The organism is Kribbella speibonae, assembly GCF_004331375.1.
Lineage (GTDB): Bacteria > Actinomycetota > Actinomycetes > Propionibacteriales > Kribbellaceae > Kribbella > Kribbella sindirgiensis.
In genome coordinates this window covers 155,410-177,242 of record NZ_SJKC01000001.1, presented here as the reverse complement: position 1 = coordinate 177,242, position 21,833 = coordinate 155,410, and the positions used below count along the sequence as shown (strand labels likewise).

Below are 21,833 nucleotides of genomic sequence, written 5' to 3'. Positions count from 1 at the left end.
TGAGTCGGAAGTTCGACGGCGCTTTCGGCGCCCAGGCACGCACCTCGCGGCACTTGCCCAGCGCCCACGATGCTCCGCATCGAGGCCACTGACCAAGCACCCCGATGCACGCACCTGACCACCGAAATCTCTCGCCGAACTTCCGACTCAGGACACTAGCGGCGTTTCGGGACGCGGGCGGTCAGGGCTCCGGGTTCGATTTCGGTGGTGAGGGAGCGGCCGGGGCCGATGGGGTCGCCGTCCAGCTGGCGTTGCACGTCGACGGCGGCGACCAGCTCGACCTTGCGGCCGGTGAAGCGTTCCAGGTACATGTCGGTGCGGTTGGTGCGGGTCAGGAGCCGCCAGACGACGATCGGCCACTGGGTGACGCGCCGCGGGGCGATCACCACGACGTCCAGGAGCCCGTCGTCGGGGCGGGCGTCGGGGAGCAGCGGGATGTTGGCCTGCAGCATGCCGACGTTGCCGATCACGACCGTCCGGACCCGGCGTTCGATCGTCTCGGCGTCGTCGATGGTGATCTGGACGCGGACCGACGGGTGGTTGATGTTCTTCGCCGCGGACACCAGGTACGCGGTCCAGCCGATCTGCTTCTTCAGGTGCGGCGGGGCGTCGGACATGATCGCGGCGTCCAGTCCGAGCCCGGCCATCACCGCGAACCGGTCGGTGTCGAGCTCGTCGCCGTGCACCCGGACCAGGTCGATCCGCCGGTCGCGACCCTCGAGGATCCGCTCGAGGGCGTCGTCCAGGTCGAGCGGGATGTGCAGGTTGCGGGCCAGCAGGTTCCCGGTACCGGCCGGGATCACGCCGACCGGGATCCCGGTGTGCGCAAGCGCCGAGCACACCACCCGGACGGTCCCGTCGCCGCCCGCGACGAGCACCAGGTCGGACTCGTTCTCGATCGCCAGCTTCGCCATCGCGTTCCCGGCGTCGTCGACCCGGGTCTCCAGCCAGAGCGGATCGTCGTACCCGCGGACCGCGAGCGCGCGCGTCACCTTCCGCCGGAACGCCACGCCGTCGCCGACCTTGATCGGGTTCACGATCACCGCCGCCCGGGGCGGAGCCGACGTACCGTCGCCGTCCGACGGGGTACGCCGCCGGCGCCGCCGCAGACCGGGCCGCAGGCCGAACCCGATCGACGTCGCGGTCAGGATCGCCAGCCCGAGCGCCCAGCCGCCGAGCACGTCGGACACGTAATGGACGTTGAGCGCGATCCGGTCGGCCGACGCGATCCACACCACCGCGATCACCGGCAGCAGCACCAGCAGCCGGAACCGCCGCCGCCAGCCTCGCACCGACGGCAGTACGACGCCGAGCGCACCGGCCATCACGAACGCGGCCGTCGCGTGACCGGACACGTACGAGAACCCGTCGTTCTCGACCAGCATCATCGCCGGCCGCTCTCGCTCGAAGATCGCCTTGACCGCCTGCACCAGGCCCAGCTCGAGGCCGGCGGACGTGATCAGCCAGACGGTCAGCAAGCGGGCCCGGCGATGCCACAGGTACGCCGCGACGACCAGGATCACCGCCCGTGACGTCCAGGGCAGTACGACGGCCCCGACCACCTGCCAGAAGTCCACGACACTCTCGTGCGCAGCGCCGTACGACGCGGCGCGCGCGGCGACCGACTGGTCCCAGCGGGCCAGCGGCGGCCACTCACCGAACACGAGCACCGTGATCACCGTGAACGGCAGCGCACCCAGCACGACCGTGAGCACACGGCCGACCGGACTGGGTGGGTGGTGGTTCATTGCCCGCTCAGATCCCCCTAGATGGTCACGTGTCCCTAGACCATCATCCCGAATAGACTTCGCCGGTTCTGACACGCCCCGATACCCTCAGGGTGTGATTGACGCGAAACTGCTCCGTGAGACCCCTGATGTCGTGCGCGCCGCCCTGACCAAGCGTGGCGAGAGTACGGACCTGGTCGACCAGATCCTGGTCGCCGACGGGGAGCGTCGATCGTCCATCTCCGCCTTCGAGGCGCTCCGGGCCGAGCAGAAGTCGCTCGGCAAGCAGGTCGCCCAGGCACGTGGTGACGAGCGGACCGCCCTGCTCGAGCGGACCAAGGCCGTCGCCGCGGACGTGAAGGCCAGCGAGGCGACCGCCAAGGAGGCCGAGCAGCGCTTCGACGAGCTCGCCGCCGCCCTGCCGAACCTGGTGTCCGACGAGGCCCCGGTCGGCGGCGAGGACGACTACGTGGTGGTGGAGGAGGTCGGCAAGCCGCGCGACTTCGCGGCCGAGGGCTTCGAGCCCCGCGACCACCTGGCCCTGGGCGAGCTGCTCGGAGCCATCGACATGGAGCGCGGCGCGAAGATCAGCGGATCGCGGTTCTACTTCCTCAAGGGCGCCGGGATGCTGCTCCAGCTCGGCATGCTGCAGCTGGCCGTCCAGCAGGCGGTGGAGAACGGCTTCACCCCGATGATCACGCCGACGCTGGTCAAGCCCGAGGTGATGGGCGGCACCGGCTACCTGTCGGCGCACGACGACGTCTACCGGCTCGAGGACCCCGAGCTGTACCTGACCGGTACGTCGGAGGTCGCGCTGGCCGGGTACCACATGGACGAGATCCTCGACCTGTCGAACGGCCCCGTCCGGTATGCGGGCTGGTCGTCCTGCTACCGCAAGGAAGCCGGGTCGCACGGGAAGGACACCCGCGGGATCATCCGCGTCCACCAGTTCGACAAGGTCGAGATGTTCTCCTACTGCAGCCTGGAGGATGCGGCCGCGGAGCACCTGCGGCTGCTGGCCTGGGAGAAGGAGATGCTCGACAAGATGGAGCTGAGCTACCGGGTGATCGACACCGCCACGGGTGACCTGGGCGTCTCGGCGTACCGGAAGTTCGACTGCGAGGCGTGGGTGCCGACCCAGGGCCGGTACCGCGAGCTGACGTCGACGTCGAACTGCACGGACTTCCAGGCCCGCCGCCTGAACATCCGGCACCGCGACGCCGACGGCAAGACCCAGCCGGTCGCGACGCTGAACGGGACGCTGGCCACCACCCGCTGGATCGTCGCGATCCTCGAGACCCACCAGCTCGCCGACGGCTCGGTCCGGGTGCCGACCGCGCTGCAGCCGTACGTCGGCGGCCGCGAGGTCCTCGAACCGGTCGCCAAATGACGGAAGTACCGCGGCCGACGGCCGTTGCCCTGGACATCGACGGAACACTGATCGACCACGACGAGGGGATGTCGCCCGCGGTCGTCGACGCGGTCCGTCGTGCGGCCGAGCAGGTGCCGGTGATCCTGGCCACCGGCCGGGCCTGGTCCACCACCAGGCCGGTGGCCGAGCGGCTGGGTCTGCGGTCCGGCGGATTCGTTGTCTGCAGCAACGGTGCGCGCACGCTGCGCTACCCGGACGGCGAAGTCGTCGACGAGCGGACCTTCGACCCGTCGACCGTGATCACGTCGGTACGCCGGTACGCGCCGAACGCCCGGATGGCGGTCGAGGACCAGGACGGCAGCTACCTGGTCACCGCGCCGTTCCCGGACGGCGACCTCGGCGCGAACGCGCGGATCCGGGTGGTCGGTGACGACGAGCTCGCGCCGCAACCCGTGACCCGGTTGATCATCCGGGACCCGGACCAGTCCGAGAGCGATTTCGTCCACCTGGCGGAACGCCTCGGCCTGCACGGGGTCAGCTACTTCGTGGGCTGGACCGCATGGCTGGACATCGCCCCCGAGGGTGTGGACAAGTCGACCGGCCTGAAGGTTGCGCTCGCGCAGTACGACCTGGATCCGGCCGGCCTGCTGGCGATCGGTGACGGACGCAACGATATCGAGATGCTCACGTATGCGGGCCTCGGGATCGCGATGGACTCCGCCCCGGACGAGGTGAAGGTCGCCGCCGACGAGGTCACCAAGTCCGTGCAGGACGACGGCGTGGCCGCCGTACTCAATCGCTGGTTCTGACGCGAGCCCTTTCGGTCAGAACCGAAAGGGTTGACAAACTGGCTTGCCGCAGGCAAGCGAAAGGCCCGGACTCCCTGTATCTACAGGGTGTCCGGGCCTTTCAGACTCCGATAGTCCGCTGGCGGGCCGAGTATCGGGTCAGGCGACTCGGCTGCTGCCGGTACGGCGTGGCTGGTGCTGCTGGTCGACGACGGTGTCGAACGCGTCCAGCACGGCGCCGACCTCCGGGCGCGGCCGCGGCGTCTTCGCTGCCGGGCTCTGGCCGCGACGGGCCCGCCGCAGGTGCCGCTTGACCGTCGACAGCGAGCAGCCCAGCCGCATGGCCAGGGACTCCAGGCTGTCGTTCGGGTACTGCGTTCGCAGCCGCAGGACCTCTTCGTGGCTCACCGGGCGGCGGGTGCCGCGAGCACCGGCGAGCTGGTCGAAGTCGTCCGCCTGCACCTCGACGTCGAGCAGGTTGCGGATCGAACGCCGTTGTACAGCAGTGGTTCCGGCGACGAAGCCGCTCACGTCGTGCTCGGCGACGGCGCTGTACAGGCAGTCCGTGAAGAGCGGGCAGGACGCGCACAGCGTCTTGGCCTCGCGGACGAGCTGCTCGTACCGCTCCCTGGTACGACGGGTTGCGGACGCCGGCGGCGGCTCCTCCATCAGGCGGTGCTGAAAGATGTCGGAACGAGCGATGCAGCCGGTCATGGCCCCTTCCCTGCCGGAACATGTGTCGACAGCCGCTCGGGAGCTACTGCCCCCCGGCCCCGCTAGATTGGCGCTGTTGACGATCATCAAGGCTCCCCAAGTATCAAGACCCGAATGAACGAACGGTGAACGACGTTCGTCCGCACGGATCCGCTAGCTGATGGACCTGCGCAACGTGGCCGGCCCACCGTGTCGTCCCGGGCGCGGGACGCACCGATCCATAACTGTTGACGCCACCGCCGCGGTTTTGGTTGCAGCCAATTCCACAACAGTTGTTCGGCGTTTGTGTGTGCTTCTGGAGGTGGGGCGGAATCAGTCGCGCTGATCCAGAACACGCTTACGACGCGAACGAACAGCCCCCGGTTCCCCACCAGACCACCGCACTAAATCACGGGCCCGCCGGGTGGCGCAGGGGAACTTGCTGCCTTTGCAGCATCCTGCCGTAACGGTCTGATGACGTTGTCAAAAGCTCAATCAGATAAGTCAAAAAGACTTGAAACCGACGGCCGACCGCTTGCGCCCGAGGCACTCGAAAGGGTAGTGCGCGACCAGCTCAGGCCACGGCGCTGTGGCGATATCGTTACCCGGTGACGGTTCCGCGAAACCCCCGCCTGATAGCAACTGATCTCGACGGAACGCTCGTCCGCAGTGACGGCACCGTGTCCGAGCGGACCCGCGCCGCGGTGCTCGCGGCTCAGGCGGCCGGAAGTGTTTTCGTGATGGTCACTGCCCGGCCACCTCGCTGGCTGCACGACCTGTCGCACCTGGTCGGCGACCACGGTGTCGCGATTGTTGCCAACGGCTCCATTTTGTACGACGTCCTGCGCCGTAAGGCGATTCGGACCCGGTTGATCGAGCCCACGATCGCCCTCGAGGTGGCGCAGGCGATCCGCGCGGCGATCCCCGACGTACAGTTCGCCATCGAGCGACCGGACCGCTACGGACAGGAACCGGTCTACCTGAATCGGTGGCCGAAACCGGACGACACGTTGATCGCCGCGATCGAGGAACTCCTTGCGGAGCCGGCCGCAAAGCTGCTCGTCCGGCATCCGAGCCTGCACTCCGACGATCTGCTCGGGCTGGTGAATCCGTTGGTGGGCCAACGAGTGACGGCCAGTCACAGCGGAGGTCACGGTTTGGTGGAGATTTCGGCGAGCGGGGTCTCGAAGGCCACGATGCTGGCCGATTTCGCCGCCATACAAGGGATCTCGGCTGCTGAGACGATCGCGTTCGGTGACTCGGTCAACGATCTTCCGATGCTCGCCTGGGCCGGAACGTCGTACGGCGTCGCGAACGCGCACCCCGAAGTCCTCGCGGTGGTGGACGAAATCGCCCCCACAAACGACGAGGACGGCGTCGCCGCCGTCCTCGAGGAGTTCTTCCAGCCTTTGAAATAAGGCGTTACAGGTACATCCCGCCGCTGCCGGGGCCGTCGGTGTTGCCGGCCTGCGGCGCGTCGGGGAACTGCCCATCGGGCGGGAGCTGCTGCCCGCCCGGCAGGGCCCGGCGCATCTGCTCCAGCTGCTGGCGCGCGGCCATCTGCTGCGCGAACAGCGCCGTCTGAATGCCGTGGAACAAGCCTTCCAGCCAGCCCACCAGCTGCGCCTGCGCGATCCGCAGCTCGGCGTCGGTCGGTGTGCTGTCGTCGGTGAAGTCGAGGCTGAGACGCTCCAGCTCCTCGACCAGTTCCGGTGCGAGGCCGCTCTCGAGTTCCTTGATCGAGGCCTCGTGGATCGCCCGCAGCCGCGCCCGGGAGGCTTCGTCGAGCGGCGCCGACTTCACCTCCTCCAGCAGCTGCCGGATCATGTTCGCGACCCGCATCACCTTCGCCGGCTGCTCGACCAGTTCGGTCACCGAGCGCGGTTCGTCGTCCTGTTCGTCGTCGGAGCGCGGCGGTCCCTCGACGGCCATGCCGTCCGGCCCGACGATCAGCACCTTGCCGTCTTCGGTGCGCGCACCGGCCATCGGAACTTCCTGGCCCTCGCTGCTGCTCTCGCTCATCTCCCCATCCTAGGCCGGGGTCACAGGGTGCGGGCGCGGTGGCGGCGTACGGCGTCCCGGTTGGCGCAGGCGGGGCTGCAATAGCGCTGACGTCCGGTGCGGGAGAGGTCGGCGTACACGTTGCCGCAGCCTTCGGTGGCGCACCGGCCGAGTCGCGTGATGCCACGGCCGGCCAGGTGCAACGCCGTACCGGTGCTGATCAGTGTCGCGACCAGTCGCCCGACCGGAACGTTGTCCGGCCGGTAATGCATGTGCCAGCCGTCGCCGGCGTGGTTGGTGAGCCGCGGATGCTCGGTGTACTTCGCGAGCATGGCGTTCACCAGGTCGACCCGCGACTGTTCGTCCGGTGCGTCCACCACCAGCAGCCACTCGTCGAGCGCGGTGCGTACGGCGGTCAGGTCCGCGGACGTGACGTGCCGCTCGCGGACCAGGCGGCTCTCGACGCCGCTCTCCTCGCACCGCTCGGCCAGCTCGTCCGGGGTGGTCGCCGGTCGGGTCACCAGATTCACCGCGAGCAGGACCGCGTCGGCGCCGTAAGGGTTGAGATGCATAATGCCATTACATCACGATGGATCCATGACCGATCTCCATCGCCACCGCTGGTCCGCGATCTCCAGCCACCACGTCAGCGAAGGGCTCGTCGTGTACCAGCGGTGTGCTTGCGGCCAATGGCGCATCACAAGCACACCGCCGTACCCCGTCGCCCACCCCGAGGTTGCGCTAGTCGATACGACTGACCATCGGTAGCCGGGAGCGGGTCAGTAGCCAGGCGAGGAGACCGGCGAACAGTGGTACGACGACCACGATGCCGCCGATCTCCGCCCACGGGACCACGAAGTGCGGTGACCCGAAGGCGGCGTGCGCGGTGTAGCCGTACAGCGCGCCGACCCCCACGCCCAGCACGCAGCCCAGCTGTCCGAGCACCCACGCCTGCGCCGCCGCGAGCGACCGACGTCGTCGCGGGGGTGCGCCGATCGCTGCCAGTGTGGCCAGATCGGCCCGTCCCTCGGCGGCTGACAACGACACCGAGATCGCGACGCCGAGCAGCGTGACCACCGTCGCCGCGAGCAGGATCCCGATCAGGAAGAGCCGTGCCGGACTCTGGTACCCCTTCTCGACCTGAATCCCCTCGTCCGTCCCGAGCGTCCGGGAGACCGCGGCGAGCTCGTCCTTGGACGGCTCCCTGGTCAGCTCGAAATGCACCTCGCTGACCTGGATCGTGCCGAGCGCGCGGGCCGCCTGCGGGCTGATCAGCGCGGTATCGCGGAAGAACTGGACCCTGGGCGGCGGACCGAACGACACCGCGTCCAGGTTCTTCAGGTACTTGTCCGCGTCATCGTTGTGCATGGCAACCTTCTGCCCGGGTGCCAGCTTGACGTCCGGAACTACCACCTTGCCGTCCCGCATCGCCGCCGCCACCTTCGCGCCGTACTCACCGAAGCGTTCGATGAAGGCGGGATCGGCTGCCTGCAACGGCATCCCGGTCATGCCCATTCCGTTCTCCGGCGTGGCCACCGCCAGGACCGGCGTATAGCCGTACTGATTGGGTTTCGTGTTCGCCAGCTGGACGTATCCGAGCTCGTACTGTTTCCGCACAGGGAGCAGCCCGGCCACCTGCGAGGCGAGCTGCGGCGTGTACGTGATCCCGCCGGTCTCGTCACCGGTGAAGCGGACGACGGCATCGCCCTCCCGGGCCGCCGCGATGTACGCCGCGGCGTCGGCCGCTATCGAGTTCGAGGCCGCGAACGCGACCGCAGCGGTGCCCGCGACAGCCATCATGATCGCCGCGGTCGCCGGACCGGTGCGATGCCGGTGCCGCGCGGCGTCCCGCATCGCGATCCGGCCGCTCAACGGCAGCGACCGCGCCAGGCCGGCGACCTTCACGACCAGACTCGGCAACATCCAGACCAGCGCGATGATCGACGCGGTGATTCCGAGCAGTACCAGCGCGATCGGACCGGTTGGCGTCGCGGTCGCCTGCTGGCCGAGCGGCGTGTGCCGCGCCGACTGCAAGGCCGCGGCGATCATCGCGCTGCCCGCGAACACGCACACCAGTCCGGCCGCGAGGAGGACGACCGCGGCGATCCGGATCCGGGCCGCCTTCGCGGTCACGGTGAACCGGCCGGCCAGCGCGGCCATCGGCGCCTGCCGACCGGCACTGATCGCCGGTACGACGGCAGCGGCGAGCCCGGCGCCGAGACCGAGGAGCGCGATCCCCACGATCGTGGCCCACGGGATCTGCCACGCCGTGAAGATCGTGTCCGTCATCCGTTCCCAGAGCGGTTTCGCGCTGAACACCGCGATCCCGGCGATCACCAGTCCGCCGGCCACGCCGACCAGCCCGGCGAACAGGCCCTGCATCGCGACGATCCGCCGGACGTCACCCGGCGTACCTCCGGCCGCCATCACCAGACCGAGTTCCCGGGTCTGGCGGCGCGCACCGACCGCGAACGCCGTACCCGCGAGCAGGACGATCTCGAGGATCCCGAAGCCGATCACCAGCGCCATCGCGGCGTAGGGACCGATGTCGTCGGCGCTCGTGCCGTACGGGTCCGGCGGCGGATCGACGATGGTTGCTCGCGGCAAGAGAAACAGGCCCTGGTTGACCAGGTCGGTGCTGAGTTGACCTGCGTCAGCCGAGTCGGGCAGGTCGACGAGGTACTGGACCGTACGCGTCGGATCGACGTCGTTCAGCGTGGAGTCCGGGGTGGCGAAGATCGCCGGCGTGCTCTGCGTGGTGAGCATCCGGGCGATGCCGACGACGGCGTACCGCTTGCCACTCGTGCTCTCGACCGTGGTGGTCTGGCCGAGCTTCTCGGCGAGCGACGGTGAGATCGCGACCTCGTCGGCCTTCGCCGGCAGTCGGCCCTTGTCGAGCTTCACGGTCCCGGTCGTCAACGGGCTCGAGCCGTCACCGGTCAGCAGCGTGACCGTGGTCTTCGAGTCCGGGATCCGGACTTCGACCATGCCGGAGTCGACGAACAGACGGGCGAGTTTGGTCCCCGCCGGAAGCAGTGGGCTCGGGTCGAAGGTCGACGGTGTCCGGACCGCCTTGTCGTGCCCCTCGGCCGGCGGCGGTTCGCCGTACAGCATTTCCTGGCCCGGCGGGATCTGCAGCTTGCCGTACTGCGTGACATCGAGGCGGCCGTCCGCGCGGCCGATCGTGTTGGCGGCCAGCGTTTCGCCGCTCGGACTCGCGGATTTCAGTACGATTCCCAGCCACGTCGCGGCCAGCACGGGCAGCCCGATCAAGGCCGCCACGAGCAACGTGCGGCCGATCGATCTTCGCGCCGTACGCCGCGCGATCCGCAGCGGCGCGGCCCACTTGCCCATCAGCGGCTCTCCTGCAGCAACGCATCCGCATCCGGCAGCGGCCCCGCCTGACCCACCAGTACGCCGTCGCGCAGGTAGACCACGCGGTCCGCCCAGGCGGCGTGGCGCGCGTCGTGGGTGACGAGAACCCCGCCGATGCTGTGCTGGTCGCAGCGGTCCCGGAGCAGCCGCAGTACGGCCTCGCCGGTGTCGGAGTCGAGCGCGCCGGTCGGTTCGTCCGCGAGCAGCAGGCGGCGCTCGCCGACGATCGCGCGGGCGATCGCCACTCGTTGCCTTTGGCCACCGGACATGTCGTCGGGGAAGCGGTCGGCGAGTTCCTCGATTCCTACCTCCTGCAGGGCGGTGACGGCGTACTTGTAGGCCGACCGGCTGCGGGTGCCGTCCAGTTCCAGCGGCAGTGCGACGTTCTCGGCCGCGGTCAGCGCCGGGATCAGGTTGAAGTCCTGGAACACGTACCCGATCCGACGCCGACGCAGCGCCGCCACGGCGTTCCGGCTGAGCGTGGTGAGATCGTTGCCGTCGACAAGTACTTCGCCCGCGGTCGGCTGGTCGAGACCGCCGGCGCAGGTGAGCAATGTCGACTTACCGGACCCGGACGGTCCCATCACGGCGACGAGTTCGCCCGGCGCAACAGCCAGATCCACTCCCCTTAGCGCATGCACGGCCTGCTCACCCTCACCGTGCGTCCGCGTCAGCCGGCGAATGTCCAAGATCATGAGCGGGCCTCCTGCTCGGCCGGTACGTCGTACGTCTGGGGAGCGGGCCGTGGTTTGCCGCGGTGGCGTAACAGCATCGCCTCGCAGTGATCGAGCCAGCGGATCTCCGCCTCGGCGCCGAAGATCATCGATTCGATGACCAACTGCCAGGAGATCTCCCCCTCCGCGCTGTTGCGCTTCTGCCGGGTGAGTTCCTGCAGCGACTGCATCGTCGACATCCGCTGCCGCTGGACGACGGCGCTGACGTCCACGCCCGGCACCGCGAGCGCCAGGGCGAGCTTGATTGCGAGCTCGTCCCGCGGACGCGACTCCCGGGTGACTGGCGTCTGGAACCAGTTCGACAGTTCGGTTCGCCCGGCGTCGGTGATCTCGTAGCGCGACCGGCCGCCCTCGTCGGTCGCGCCCGCCAGCACGAATCCGTCCCGCTCGAGGCGGGTGAGCGTGGTGTAGACCTGCCCGATGTTCAGCGGCCAGGTCGCCCCGGTGGCGGCCTCGAACTCACCGCGCAGCTGATAGCCGTACTTCGGTTCGTCCTGCAGCAGCGCCAGCAATCCATGCTTGATCGACATAGATACTGAGTATGCATACCGAGTATGCGGCCGTCAATCCTCCCGGGTCAGGCGGCGGACCAGGCGGGCGGTGATCGCCTCCACGTCGTACGGATGTCCGGTACCGGGGGTCAACTGGTCGAGGACCAGGCCGTCGATGGCGAAATGCAGCAGGCGGATCTCCTCGGCGCCGCCCGGCAGGCCGGCGTTCGCGTTGAAGGCGACGTCGGCGTCGAAGCCCTGGCGGAGCGTGCGCGACAGGATCTCGTGCAGGCCGGGGCGGCGGGCCGCTTCGAGGCGGAGCTCGAGGAGCGCGAGCGTGAGTTCCGGCCGGCCGAGCAGGCGCTCGACGATGTAGTGCACGTAGTCCGTCATCAGTTCGAGGCTCGGCTCGCGCGCTGCGAGCGGTGCCAGGACGGCCTCGTCCGGGGCGAGGCGCTCGAAGATCCGCTCGCCAAGCGCGCCGAGCAGTGCGTCGCGGGTCTTGAAGTAGTTGGACGCCGTACCGGCCGGGAGTCCGGCGGCGGCGTCGACGGCTCGGTGGGTCAGGCCACGGGCGCCGGCCTCCGCGAGCACGGCGAGGCCCGCGTCGGCCAGTTGGGTACGGCGTTCCGGATTCCGGGGCATGTTGACAAGGCTAGCAGAGTTCCACTACAACTGTCGTACACAACAACAACAGCTGTAGTAGTCAGGAGAGCGTATGCAACCCGCAGCCTTCGGCGCGACCGTGGTGACCGACCGTCCCGCGGACGTCGCCGCCTTCTACACGCAGTACCTCGACCTGCAGGTCGGGATCGATCTCGGCTGGTTCATCACGGTCCGCCGCGGCACGGCGGACTGGGAGCTCGCGATCATGGAGCGCGGCCACCCGACGATTCCGGCAGCGGTGTCGGCGCAGACCGAGAGCAGCAACGTCTTCGGCTTCGTCGTCGACGACGCCGACAAGATCGCCGCCGCGTTGCGCGAGGGCGGCGTACAGCTGGAGGGCGAGCCGAAGACGGAGGTCTTCGGTCAGCGGCACTTCTTCGTCCGCGACCCGGCCGGCACCTGGATCGACGTGATCCAGCTGGTCGAACCCGACCCGGAATGGGTCGCAGCCAACTTGCCTACAGACGTCCTACAGAGTGAGGAGGACCTTGCCGAGTTGGGTGGACTGCTCCAGCGTCTCGTGCGCCTTCGCGACCTCGGCGAGCGGGAACGTGGAGTGCACGACCGGGAGGACCTTCCGCTCCGCGATCAGCGGCCAGACGTGGCCGACGACCTCGGCGATGATCCGGCCCTTGTCCGCCACCGAACGGGATCGCAGGCCGGTGGCGATCACCGAACCGCGGCGGCTGAGCAGCCGCCCGAGGTCCAGTTCGCCCTTGGCGCCGCCCTGCATCCCGATCACCACGAGCCGCCCGTCGTACGCGAGCGACTTCACGTTGTCGGTCAGGTACTTCGCGCCCATGATGTCGAGGATCACGTCGGCGCCCGCGCCCTTCGTCGCCTCGCTGACCACGGACGCCCACTCGGCATCCTTGTAGTTGATCGCGACGTCCGCGCCGAGCCGGGTGCAGAACTCCATCTTCTCCTTGGTGCCGACCGTGGTCAGCACCCGCGCCCCGTGCGCCACGCCGAGCTGGATCGCCATCGAGCCGATCCCGGACGAGCCGCCGTGCACGAGCAGCGTCTCGCCCGCCTTGAGATGCGCGGTCATGAAGATGTTCGACCAGACGGTCGCGACCACCTCGGGCAGCGCGGCCGCACTGACCAGGTCGAGACCGTCCGGTACGGGCATCACCTGCGGAGCGGGTACGACGACCTTCTCGGCGTACCCGCCGCCGGCGAGCAGCGCGCAGCACTCGTCGCCGACCGACCAGCCCTCGACCTCGGCGCCGACCGCGGCGATCCGGCCGGACACCTCGAGGCCGATCGTGCCGGGAGCGCCCGGCGGAGGCGGGTAGAAGCCCTGGCGCTGGAGCAGGTCGGCGCGGTTCACGCCGGCGGCGACGACGTCGATGACGACCTCGTCGACGGCCGGTTCCGGGTCCGGGATCTGGCCGATCCCGAGAACGTCGATTCCGCCGGCACCATCCACCACGACAGCTCGCATGCTGCCCAACCTACCCTCAGCGCTCGACTCAGCGCTCGACCAGTTTTGCCAGGTCCTGCGCGATCGAGTCGAGGTAAGTGGTCTCGCCTATCGACTGGAACCAGTCCCATAGTTCGAGCGAGTGATAGAGCCGGTAGAGGTCGATCCGGTCCGCGGGTACGGCGCCGTACCCGTCGGTGAGGCCGGCGAGCTTCTCCGGGTTGTCGTGGGCGGAGTACTGGATCGTCTTCGCCAGGTCGATGAGCGGATCGGCGGCGATCGCGTTCTCCACGTCGATGAACCCGTTCACGCGCCAGGTCGTCGGGTCCACGAGGATGTTGCCCTCGTGGAAGTCGTTGTGGCACAAGGCAGCTGCTGTGTTGTCCGCGAACAGGTGCTTGTTCTGCTCGACGTGCGCGGTGATCTTCGCGTGCAGCTCGAGGTCCCCGCCCAGCTGCTCGAACTCGTGCAGCTTCTTCGCGAACTGCCGTCGCATGTACTGGTCGTTGTCCGGCAACGGGTCGAGGATCTGATCGGTCAGATAGCCGTACTCCGGTTGCGGGATGCGGTGAACGCGCCGCAACAGGTCCCCGAGTTGCACGTACATCGCCCGCCAGTCCGGCGGCTCGGCCTCGGACAGCGGAACACCGTCGATCTTCGACAGCATCGTCACGCCGTCGCCGACATGCATCACCCGTGGGATCGAGCCGGCGAGCTCTTGTTCCAGCATCCCGTAGACGTGCACTTCCTTGGCCTGCTTCCAGAGCCACTCCGGCGCGTAGACCTTGACGATCACCGGGTCCGCGGACGTGCGCACCTCGTACACGGTGCTCAACTGCCCGCCGGTGCGCTCCACGACCTCACCGACATCTCGTCCGACGACGTCTCTCACCAGCTGCGCGACATCCATGCGTCGAACCTACGAACTGCGTCCAGCGATTTTCGGTCGGTTTCAGTCGTCCAGGTCCGACCAGGTGTCGACGTCGTTGCCTGCGTGGGTCGGGTCGGTCCACGCGAGGTCGAGCCCGGCAAGCGTCCGGCGTACCGACTTGTCCCTCGGATCGCCGACGTCCTGGATCGCCTGCGCCAACGCAGTACGCCGGTACGCGGCCGCGAGCTGCTGCTCCTGCCCGTCCGTGTCACGCAGCCCGAACCCGTCGCGGTCCCCAAGCCCCGCAACAAGCGCCGTCACGTCCTCCTCGGTGATCCACGGCAGATCACAGCTCACCACCACGACCACCGACGCCGTCCCAAACGTCAGCCCAGCCGCCAGCCCCGCCACCGGCCCACCCGACGGCGGGTCCTCCACCGTCCAGTCCACGTCCCGGTACGTCTTACGCACCGGCCCCACCACCACCGTCGAGGCGGCTCCCGCCGTCGCCGTCAACACCCGATCCAGCAACGACATCCCGTCCAGCACGAGCATCGCCTTGTCCACCCCACCGAACCGAGTGGACCCGCCCCCCGCCAGCACCACCGCGTCAAACTCCACTCACGCAGTCTCTCAACTCTTCGGAAGCAGCGCCTCTCGTGCCTGACGCATCCTCTCGAGCTCCTCCGGGCCCTGACCCGGCTTGCCGCCGCCAGCTGCTCCTCAACCAGCTCGAGCTGCGTGCGGATCGACGGTAGGTCCTCACGTCGTGTGAGGTTCAAGTTGTTGGGTTCTGCGGCACCATGGGGAGATGAGGATTGCCGTGGTGCAGACCGCCAGTAGCTATGACAAGGCTGCCAACCGGGACGCGGTCAGCCGTCTGGTCGCGGAGGCCGCGCAGGGCGGGCCGGACCTGGTCGTGCTGCCGGAAGCGATGATGTCCGACTTCGCGGTCGAGGGGGAGTCGGTGGCGGAGGCTGCCGAGGCGCTGGACGGCGAGTTCGTGACGACCCTCCGGAAGGCTGCGGTCGAGCACAGCGTGGCGATCGTGGCGGGGATGTTCGAACGCAGCTGTGACGAGCGCCGTCCCTACAACACACTCCTGGCTGTCGGCGCTGACGGCGTACTGCTCGGCGCCTACCGCAAGATCCACCTGTACGACGCCTTCGGGTACAAGGAGTCCGACCAGCTGACACCTGGTGACGTAGCCCCTGTCGTAGTCCAGATCGGCGACCACTCGGTCGGTCTGATGACCTGCTACGACCTGCGCTTCCCAGAACTCTCCCGCGCCCTCATCGACGCTGGAGCCGAGGTACTGGTCGTTCCGGCCGCCTGGGTCCGCGGACCGCTCAAAGAGCACCACTGGACCACGCTGCTCACCGCCCGAGCCGTGGAGAACACCTGCTACGTCGCAGCGGCCGCCCAGAACGGCAAGAAGTACTGCGGTCTCAGCCAGGTCATCGACCCGCAGGGCATCGCACTGGCGTCCGTGGGTGAGGCAGACGGACGTGCGTTCGCTGAGATCTCCGCTGAGCGGCTGGCCGACGTACGCAAGCGCAACCCCTCCCTGCGGAACCGGCGGTACTCAGTCACGCCCAGCTGAGTCACGCTCTGCTGACCAGTGCGCGGACCGGGCGGTCCGTAAGAGTCGCTGACCCGTTAGCCTCCTGGGCGTGGCGGATGGGTTTGATCTGGAGCATCACGGCGATCTCGAGGTCGGTGAGGGGCTGGTCGACCTCGCCGTCAACGTCCGCGCGGGCACACCCCCGCCCTGGTTGCTGGACGCGATCACGGCGAGCCTGACCGATCTGGCGGCGTACCCACGGCAGGACGCGGCCGTTGCCGCGGTCGCACACCGGCACGGTGTCGCGCCGGAGCGGGTGCTGTTGACCGCGGGGGCGGCAGAGGCGTTCGTCCTGGTCGCACGGGCGTTCCGGCCGCGGCACCCGGTCGTGGTGCATCCACAGTTCACCGAGCCCGAGGCGGCGTTGCGTTCGGCCGGCCACCTGGTCGACCGGGTGATCCTGCGGCCCGAGGACGGGTTCACGCTGGACCCGTCCGCCGTACCGGCTGACGCTGATCTCGTTGTCATCGGTAATCCCACCAACCCGACGTCGGTGCTGCACCGCGCCGACGACCTGCGCGAACTGGCGCGACCCGATCGGATCCTGGTCGTCGACGAGGCGTTCATGGACGCCGTACCCGGTGAGCCTGAGTCGCTCGCCGGCGCGTCCATCCCCGGGCTCGTGGTGGTGCGGAGCCTGACGAAGACCTGGGGACTCGCCGGTTTGCGGGTCGGGTACGTCATCGCCGGCGCGGGTCTGATCGAGCAACTGGCCGCGGTCCAGCCGCACTGGCCGGTGTCCACTCCTGCACTCGCGGCAGCAATTGCCTGCAGCAACGAGCGTGCCGTCGCGGAAGCGACTCAGGCTGCCCTCGACATCGAACGCCACCGTGTCCATCTGCTTGACAGTCTCGGAACAGTGAACGGACTTTCGACGTACGGCGTGGCGCGCGCGCCGTTCGTCCTCGTGCATGTGCCGGGGGCGGCGGAGGTGCGGGAATCCCTGCGTACACAGGGGTTTGCGGTCCGGCGCGGGGACACGTTCCCGGGTCTCGGGCCGGACTGGTTGCGGGTCGCCGTACGGCCTGAGGACGTGACCGACGGGTTCGTGAAGGTGCTGGCGGATCTGCTGCCGCGCAATCGAGTTGGCGCTGTAACGCGCGAGGGGTTTAGCTGAGGTCCAGTTTGCGCACAGGATGGCCAGTGCCCCCGGTGGTATGCCCCGGGCAACTTCTGGCCGTTCGCGAAGGGAGCAGCACAATGGGTCTCAACGATGACGACATGAACACTTCGTCCGTAGGTGGCACCGGCGAGTACGGAGGCTCGGGCGAAGGTAACGACACCACGGCGGGCGGCTCGACTGCTGCTCCCGGCGGCGGGGGTTCCGGGTACGGCGGGGAGTCGTCGGACGGCGGCGCGGATGGTGGAGCCGATGGCGGCGCGGGCGGGGCCGGCGAAGGTACCGCGGACGGCGGTGCGAACCCCAGCGGAACCGACGGCGGAGCTGACGGCGGCGCCGGAAACTACGGCGAAGGCACTGCGGACGGCGGCGCGAACGCAGGCGGGACCGACGGTGGTGCTGACGGCGGTGCCGGCGGGTACGGCGAGGGCTCGGGGTCTGGTGGGTCTGAGGGCGGCGAAGGCACTGCGGACGGCGGTGCGAACCCCAGCGGGACCGACGGCGGTGCTGATGGTGGCGCCGGTGGTGAAGGCTCGGGTTCTGGTGGATCCGAGGGTGGCTCTGCGGGTGGCTCTGATGGTGGGGCAGATGGCGGTGCAGACGGTGGCGCCGGCGGGAACTCCGGAAGCTGGTGACCACCGTGCCGGAGGCCGGGCCGTTCCCGCAGAACAACCATCCGGCCGAGCAGTCGTCGGCCGATGGCGGTGAGCAGTTGCGAGACGACCGCCCGGCACTCCGGCGCTGTGTGGCGGGGGATCTGGACGAGTTCGCGAACACCTACTGGGGTTCGCGAGCACTCCTGTCCCACGGCCCCGACCTCCCCGCGCCGTACGACGACCTGTTCAGCCTCGACGCCGTCGACGAACTCCTGTCCCGCCGCGGCCTACGGACCCCGTTCCTCCGGATCGCAAAGAACGGGTCGGTGGTCGGAGACAGCCAGTTCACCGGACCAGCCGGTGCCGGCGCCGAGATCGCGGACCAGGTCCGTGACGACAAAGTAGCCGCGCTGTTCGCCAGCGGGCACACCGTAGTACTGCAGGCCCTGCACCGAACCTGGCCGGCCTTGGTCGACTTCTCCACCCAGTTGTCCGCAGACGCGGGTCATCCGGTGCAGATCAACGCCTACATCACTCCGGCCGAGTCGCAGGGGTTCTCCGCGCACTACGACGTACACGACGTGTTCGTACTGCAAGTAGCCGGCGAGAAGCACTGGACCGTGCACGAGCCGGTCCATCTGGACCCGCTCCGCAACCAGCCGTGGACCGACCACGCGCAGGCTGTTGGTGAAGCGGCACGCGATCAGGCACCGGTGATCGACGAGGTACTGCGGCCCGGCGATGCGCTGTACGTGCCCCGCGGTTTCCTGCACTCGGCCAAAGCACTAGGTGGCGTGAGCGCACACCTGACCGTCGGACTCCACACCCTGACGCGCTACCTGCTCGTCCAGGAGTTGGCCGCACTGGCTGCGGATCAAGTGTCTCTGCGGACCGCCCTGCCTCTCGGCTTCGACCCTGGCGACCCAGAGCAGCTAGCCCAGGTCCTGCCGCAGGTGGTCGAACTCTTCACGCACGAGCTCCGCACGGCGACCCCGGAGGCACTGGCCGACCGTCTCAGGCGCCGTACCTGGTCCAGCAACCGCCCAGCTCCGCTCCCACCGCTGGCGCACGCCGCGTCCATCACCTCTCTGGCCGTCGGTACGACGGTCCGCCTGCGCGCCGGCCTCCGCTGCCGCCTCGTCCCCGGCGACCCGCTCGTCCTCCAACTCCCCGACCGAACCATCACCTTCCCGCCGGCCACGACCGCAGCCGTCACAGAACTCGTCTCAGGCGCCGACTGCAAGGTAGGAAACCTCCCCGGCCTCGACGACGCCGACCAACTCGTCCTCGTCCGCCGCCTGCTCACGGAGGCAGTCGTAGTCGCCACCGCGCAGTGACCATCGGTAGTTGAAGTCGGCAACCGTATCGTGAGGTGGCGTGGACCTCGGTGACGTCAGATACCGCCCGGAGACCGGCTGCGCAGCACAAGCCGACCTCCGTCACGACTCCCTGACCGCAACCGCCCCACCCGCCGAACGCTGGCTCCTCATCGAATCCCGCACCCCCTGGCCCCGCCAGGCCCTAACCGCCCTCCGGCGCGGCTCATCTGATCTGGGTGAGGTGGTTGCGCGGAGATGTCGTGAGCTGGGGATTCGGCCGGTGCTGATCCGCCGGTTCGGCCGTGTTGATCGGAGCGGCCCTCGGCGGTGGGGACTGGTGGACTGCCGCCCCGGGCGCGAACTGGTCCGCTGGGGCGACCTACCGACCGACGAACACCTACTCGAGGTCCTCGCAGGCAACGACACCGGGCAGGTGAGCACCGCGCCGGTCTACCTCGTGTGCACCCACGGACGACACGACGCCTGCTGCGCCGTCCGCGGACGCCCGGTCGCGGCCACCCTCACCGCCGCCTACCCAGAACGCACCTGGGAATGCAGCCACATCGGCGGTGACCGCTTCGCCGCAAACGTCGTCCTACTCCCGCACAGCCTGTTCTACGGGCAGGTCACACCAGCCCGAGCCGTCGAACTCGCCAAGCAGTACGACGAGCGCGCCGTCGTACCCGATCTCCTCCGTGGATCGGGTGCGTTCATCCCGCCCGTCCAAGCCGCCCAGCACTTCGCCCGCGCCGCCGGTCACTCACCCGCGGTCGACAACCTCCTCCCGCACACCGTTGCAGTTCTCGCCGAGCACCGCTGGCGAATCCTCCTCGCATCCACCAACGGCCTGATCACCGTCGAAGTCTCGGCCCACCTAGACACCGTCGACGCCCGCCTGACCTGCGCAGGTTCCTCCCCCGCCCAGATCCGCCGCTTCGAACTCCACAACCTGACCCCAGCCTGACGGGTCAGGTCGGGTCCACCGGGCGGTCCGCAGCGTGTTCGCCGTAGAACGCTGACTGGCGCGCCATGATGTCGCGCATCGGCGTACCGCGAGGGACGCCGTACACCGTGCCCGGGAAGTCCAGGTCGCGCTGGATCTGCCACAGCTCCTCGTGCCGGTCGGGGGAGAAGAGCTGGGCGGGGTCGCCGACGGCGATCCATCCGATCGGGAGGACCGTGCCTGCTTCCAGCCGCGAGTTCACGTGCAGCACGCTGTTGATCCGGAGCTCCGCGCCTGCGCCGGCGACAGAACCTGGGAACAACGCGGCGCCCGTGGCGATGAAGACTTCGTCCTCGACCGTGGCGCCGTTGACATGTGCATGGGGACCTACCAGGACCGCGTCGCCGATGAGCGCGGGATGATCGGCCCGGCCGCGCACCAGGGCGTTCTCCATCACCACACTGTTCTCACCGAGCCGGATCTCGCCGTTCTCCGCTGTCAGCACCGCACCGTGCAGAACCCTGCTGCCTTCGCCGAGGACGACGGCGCCGCAGAGTACGGCCGATGGAGCGACATACGCGGATTCGGGCACGACCGGTCGACGGCCGCGGTGTTCCAGCAGCATCTGCTGTCCTCTCGTCGCGTGATCACCTCGCTCCAGCTTGTACCACGATGGGTAGTAGTGCGGACTCTCCACAGCCCGGGTCCTCACAACCCGGGCGGCGGTGTCCTCCGGGCCGTCCACATCGGAGGTGGCAGGCTCGGTCCGTCGGACAATCCCGGTGGAGAACCGCGAACTGTGCCAACATTAGAACAGATGTTCGATCGGATGCAACGCATCCTGACAGATCAGGAACCGACCGCTCAGATGCGCTCGGAGCTGAGCCGGGGAGCTACCCGGGCGAGGATGTAGATCGTCAGACTCGCCACCAGTGCGAGCGCCGCGAGCGCCACCCACGGCAGCTCGTGATGCACCTCGAACAGCTGCGCGAAGAACGCCGGCGCCAGCACGCTCGAGAAGGTGAACGAGTACTGCCAGTACGACAAGTACTTCCCTCGGCCGACCGCGGGTGAGATCTCTGCCGAGAGGGCGTTATTCGTCGCCGCGTGCAGTACGTCGGCGAACGCGTAGCAGGCCGTGGCGAGCACCAGCACCGGCACGACCCACCCAGCCGCGATATGCACCTGCAGCGCCATCAGCAACGCCCACACGGCGTACGTGATCCCAGCGACCACCATGACGTTCGTACGCCGCCGCTGCTCGGTGTGCCGTACGACGAGCGTCTGACCGGTCGCCAGCACGACGGCCGTCGCCGCGATCAGTACGCCGACCAGCCACTTGGGCACTGTCAGCGCTTCAGTGACGTACACCGGTACGCCGACGCCGAGCATCATCGTGCAGAGCGCCAGCAAGGTGTTGGCGCCGATCAAGGCAAGGAACGTCTTGTCCTTGCGCAGCAAGGGCGCTGGGCCGCTGTCCTGGTTGGTCCGCTCGTGGTGCGACGGGTGGAGCCGCAGGAGGAGCAGCCCGGCGAGGTAGAACGTCACCGCGTTGAGTGCCATCGCGAACAGGAACGGTGCGTCCCCGCCGATTGCCAGCAGCCAGCCGGCCACCAGGGCGCCCAGAGCGAGGCCGCCGGCCTGCATCATCCCGCCCAGGCCGAACCACTTGTCCCGCTCGCCCTCGTCGGCGACGTCCGCGAGGAGGCTGAAGATCGCCGACCAGAACACCCGCTGGCCGGTTGTCATGACCAGTGCACACAGAAACAGCAGCCACATCGACCGCCCGAAGAAGAAGCCGGTGAACGCCAGACCCTGAGCGAACTGCGCACCTACGACAAGGTTCCGCGGACCGACGCGATCGACCACCAGACCCACTGCGGCGGGCGCCGCGATGGAGAACAGGGTCGCGACGGTCAGCATCACGCCGGCGGTCCCCAGTGGGATGCCGGCGACCTTGTTGAAGAACAGCAACAGGAGTGGTCCGGCGCAGCCGCCACCGAACGAGTCGATCGCCAGGCCGGCCAGGAGTGGGACCCGGCCGCGGACGTTCGGGAGGCCGAGTGACGCGGCTGCGGGCATGGCGG

At 68.8% G+C, this 21,833-nt stretch carries 20 protein-coding genes and 2 pseudogenes; 9 read left to right on the top strand and 13 right to left on the bottom strand.

The window, feature by feature from the left end; all coding sequences use genetic code 11:
* Positions 1 to 155: 155 nt before the first annotated feature.
* Positions 156 to 1,715 carry a bifunctional phosphatase PAP2/diacylglycerol kinase family protein gene (locus E0H92_RS00940; protein WP_238153296.1) on the bottom strand — a complete coding sequence of 520 codons (1,560 nt, stop codon included), beginning with the start codon at positions 1,713 to 1,715 and terminating at the stop codon, positions 156 to 158.
* 127 nt (positions 1,716 to 1,842) lie between these two features.
* Between E0H92_RS00940 and serS the strand changes: the two genes are divergently transcribed.
* Together serS and E0H92_RS00930 are read left to right on the top strand one after the other, a co-directional pair.
* On the top strand, positions 1,843 to 3,117 hold the full coding sequence (gene serS / locus E0H92_RS00935; RefSeq protein ID WP_131466859.1) for a serine--tRNA ligase: 1,275 nt from the start codon (positions 1,843 to 1,845) through the stop codon (positions 3,115 to 3,117).
* On the top strand, positions 3,114 to 3,908 hold the full coding sequence (locus E0H92_RS00930) for an HAD family hydrolase (protein WP_131466858.1): 795 nt from the start codon (positions 3,114 to 3,116) through the stop codon (positions 3,906 to 3,908). The genes serS and E0H92_RS00930 overlap by 4 nt, the downstream gene beginning before the upstream one ends.
* 138 nt (positions 3,909 to 4,046) lie before the next feature.
* On the opposite strand, the gene E0H92_RS00925 is transcribed toward E0H92_RS00930, so the two are convergent.
* A complete protein-coding gene (locus E0H92_RS00925; RefSeq protein WP_238150764.1) occupies positions 4,047 to 4,601 on the bottom strand; it encodes a WhiB family transcriptional regulator in 555 nt (184 codons plus the stop codon).
* 587 nt (positions 4,602 to 5,188) lie between these two features.
* Between E0H92_RS00925 and E0H92_RS00920 the strand changes: the two genes are divergently transcribed.
* Positions 5,189 to 5,998 (top strand): HAD family hydrolase, encoded by an 810-nt coding sequence (locus tag E0H92_RS00920; protein ID WP_131466856.1) that lies wholly within the window; start codon positions 5,189 to 5,191, stop codon positions 5,996 to 5,998.
* Between the two features lie 4 nt (positions 5,999 to 6,002).
* Here the strand turns inward: E0H92_RS00920 and E0H92_RS00915 are convergent, their stop codons facing one another.
* The 6 genes from E0H92_RS00915 to E0H92_RS00890 form a co-directional block, all read right to left on the bottom strand.
* Positions 6,003 to 6,602 carry a bacterial proteasome activator family protein gene (locus E0H92_RS00915; RefSeq protein WP_275670080.1) on the bottom strand — a complete coding sequence of 200 codons (600 nt, stop codon included), beginning with the start codon at positions 6,600 to 6,602 and terminating at the stop codon, positions 6,003 to 6,005.
* A gap of 20 nt (positions 6,603 to 6,622) precedes the next feature.
* The gene (locus E0H92_RS00910) at positions 6,623 to 7,153 is read right to left on the bottom strand and encodes a CGNR zinc finger domain-containing protein (protein WP_131495070.1); all 531 of its coding nucleotides are present in this window, start codon (positions 7,151 to 7,153) and stop codon (positions 6,623 to 6,625) included.
* Positions 7,154 to 7,322: 169 nt separating this feature from the next.
* Complete coding sequence (locus E0H92_RS00905; RefSeq protein WP_131495069.1) at positions 7,323 to 9,935, bottom strand: FtsX-like permease family protein; 2,613 nt, start codon at positions 9,933 to 9,935, stop codon at positions 7,323 to 7,325.
* Complete coding sequence (locus E0H92_RS00900) at positions 9,935 to 10,651, bottom strand: ABC transporter ATP-binding protein (RefSeq protein WP_131495068.1); 717 nt, start codon at positions 10,649 to 10,651, stop codon at positions 9,935 to 9,937. Before E0H92_RS00900 ends, E0H92_RS00905 begins: the two co-directional genes overlap by 1 nt.
* Positions 10,648 to 11,220 carry a PadR family transcriptional regulator gene (locus tag E0H92_RS00895; RefSeq protein WP_131495067.1) on the bottom strand — a complete coding sequence of 191 codons (573 nt, stop codon included), beginning with the start codon at positions 11,218 to 11,220 and terminating at the stop codon, positions 10,648 to 10,650. The genes E0H92_RS00900 and E0H92_RS00895 overlap by 4 nt, the downstream gene beginning before the upstream one ends.
* 33 nt (positions 11,221 to 11,253) lie before the next feature.
* Positions 11,254 to 11,826 carry a TetR/AcrR family transcriptional regulator gene (locus E0H92_RS00890; protein WP_131495066.1) on the bottom strand — a complete coding sequence of 191 codons (573 nt, stop codon included), beginning with the start codon at positions 11,824 to 11,826 and terminating at the stop codon, positions 11,254 to 11,256.
* Positions 11,827 to 11,899: 73 nt separating this feature from the next.
* On the opposite strand from E0H92_RS00890, the pseudogene E0H92_RS45695 reads away from it, so the two are divergent.
* Positions 11,900 to 12,196 (top strand): annotated as a pseudogene (locus E0H92_RS45695) (VOC family protein); the annotation flags it as partial.
* 120 nt (positions 12,197 to 12,316) lie between these two features.
* Here E0H92_RS45695 and E0H92_RS00880 read toward each other — a convergent pair.
* The 3 genes from E0H92_RS00880 to mobA are packed head-to-tail and all read right to left on the bottom strand — an operon-like array spanning position 12,317 to position 14,765.
* The gene (locus tag E0H92_RS00880; RefSeq protein WP_131495065.1) at positions 12,317 to 13,294 is read right to left on the bottom strand and encodes an NAD(P)H-quinone oxidoreductase; all 978 of its coding nucleotides are present in this window, start codon (positions 13,292 to 13,294) and stop codon (positions 12,317 to 12,319) included.
* A 28-nt stretch (positions 13,295 to 13,322) separates the two neighbouring features.
* The gene (locus E0H92_RS00875; RefSeq protein WP_131495064.1) at positions 13,323 to 14,183 is read right to left on the bottom strand and encodes a phosphotransferase family protein; all 861 of its coding nucleotides are present in this window, start codon (positions 14,181 to 14,183) and stop codon (positions 13,323 to 13,325) included.
* A 42-nt stretch (positions 14,184 to 14,225) separates the two neighbouring features.
* On the bottom strand, positions 14,226 to 14,765 hold the full coding sequence (gene mobA, locus E0H92_RS00870) for a molybdenum cofactor guanylyltransferase (protein WP_131495063.1): 540 nt from the start codon (positions 14,763 to 14,765) through the stop codon (positions 14,226 to 14,228).
* A gap of 190 nt (positions 14,766 to 14,955) precedes the next feature.
* Here mobA and E0H92_RS00865 point away from each other — a divergent pair, with 190 nt between their 5' ends.
* The 5 genes and pseudogenes from E0H92_RS00865 (at position 14,956) to E0H92_RS00845 (ending at position 19,767) form a co-directional block, all read left to right on the top strand.
* Positions 14,956 to 15,747: a carbon-nitrogen hydrolase family protein gene (locus E0H92_RS00865; RefSeq protein WP_131495062.1), complete on the top strand. Its 792-nt coding sequence runs from the start codon at positions 14,956 to 14,958 to the stop codon at positions 15,745 to 15,747.
* A gap of 85 nt (positions 15,748 to 15,832) precedes the next feature.
* A pseudogene (cobC, locus tag E0H92_RS00860) lies at positions 15,833 to 16,885 on the top strand (Rv2231c family pyridoxal phosphate-dependent protein CobC); the annotation flags it as partial.
* Positions 16,886 to 16,989: 104 nt separating this feature from the next.
* Complete coding sequence (locus E0H92_RS00855; RefSeq protein ID WP_202873486.1) at positions 16,990 to 17,523, top strand: hypothetical protein; 534 nt, start codon at positions 16,990 to 16,992, stop codon at positions 17,521 to 17,523.
* On the top strand, positions 17,520 to 18,821 hold the full coding sequence (locus E0H92_RS00850; RefSeq protein ID WP_238153292.1) for a cupin domain-containing protein: 1,302 nt from the start codon (positions 17,520 to 17,522) through the stop codon (positions 18,819 to 18,821). Before E0H92_RS00855 ends, E0H92_RS00850 begins: the two co-directional genes overlap by 4 nt.
* Positions 18,822 to 18,861: 40 nt before the next feature.
* A complete protein-coding gene (locus E0H92_RS00845) occupies positions 18,862 to 19,767 on the top strand; it encodes a sucrase ferredoxin (RefSeq protein WP_131466843.1) in 906 nt (301 codons plus the stop codon).
* A 4-nt stretch (positions 19,768 to 19,771) separates the two neighbouring features.
* On the opposite strand, the gene E0H92_RS00840 is transcribed toward E0H92_RS00845, so the two are convergent.
* Both E0H92_RS00840 and E0H92_RS00835 read right to left on the bottom strand, forming a co-directional pair.
* Positions 19,772 to 20,371 carry a gamma carbonic anhydrase family protein gene (locus tag E0H92_RS00840; protein WP_131466842.1) on the bottom strand — a complete coding sequence of 200 codons (600 nt, stop codon included), beginning with the start codon at positions 20,369 to 20,371 and terminating at the stop codon, positions 19,772 to 19,774.
* Between the two features lie 239 nt (positions 20,372 to 20,610).
* Entirely contained in the window at positions 20,611 to 21,828 is a 1,218-nt protein-coding gene (locus E0H92_RS00835) for an MFS transporter (protein WP_131495060.1), read from the bottom strand.
* Positions 21,829 to 21,833 lie beyond the last annotated feature (5 nt).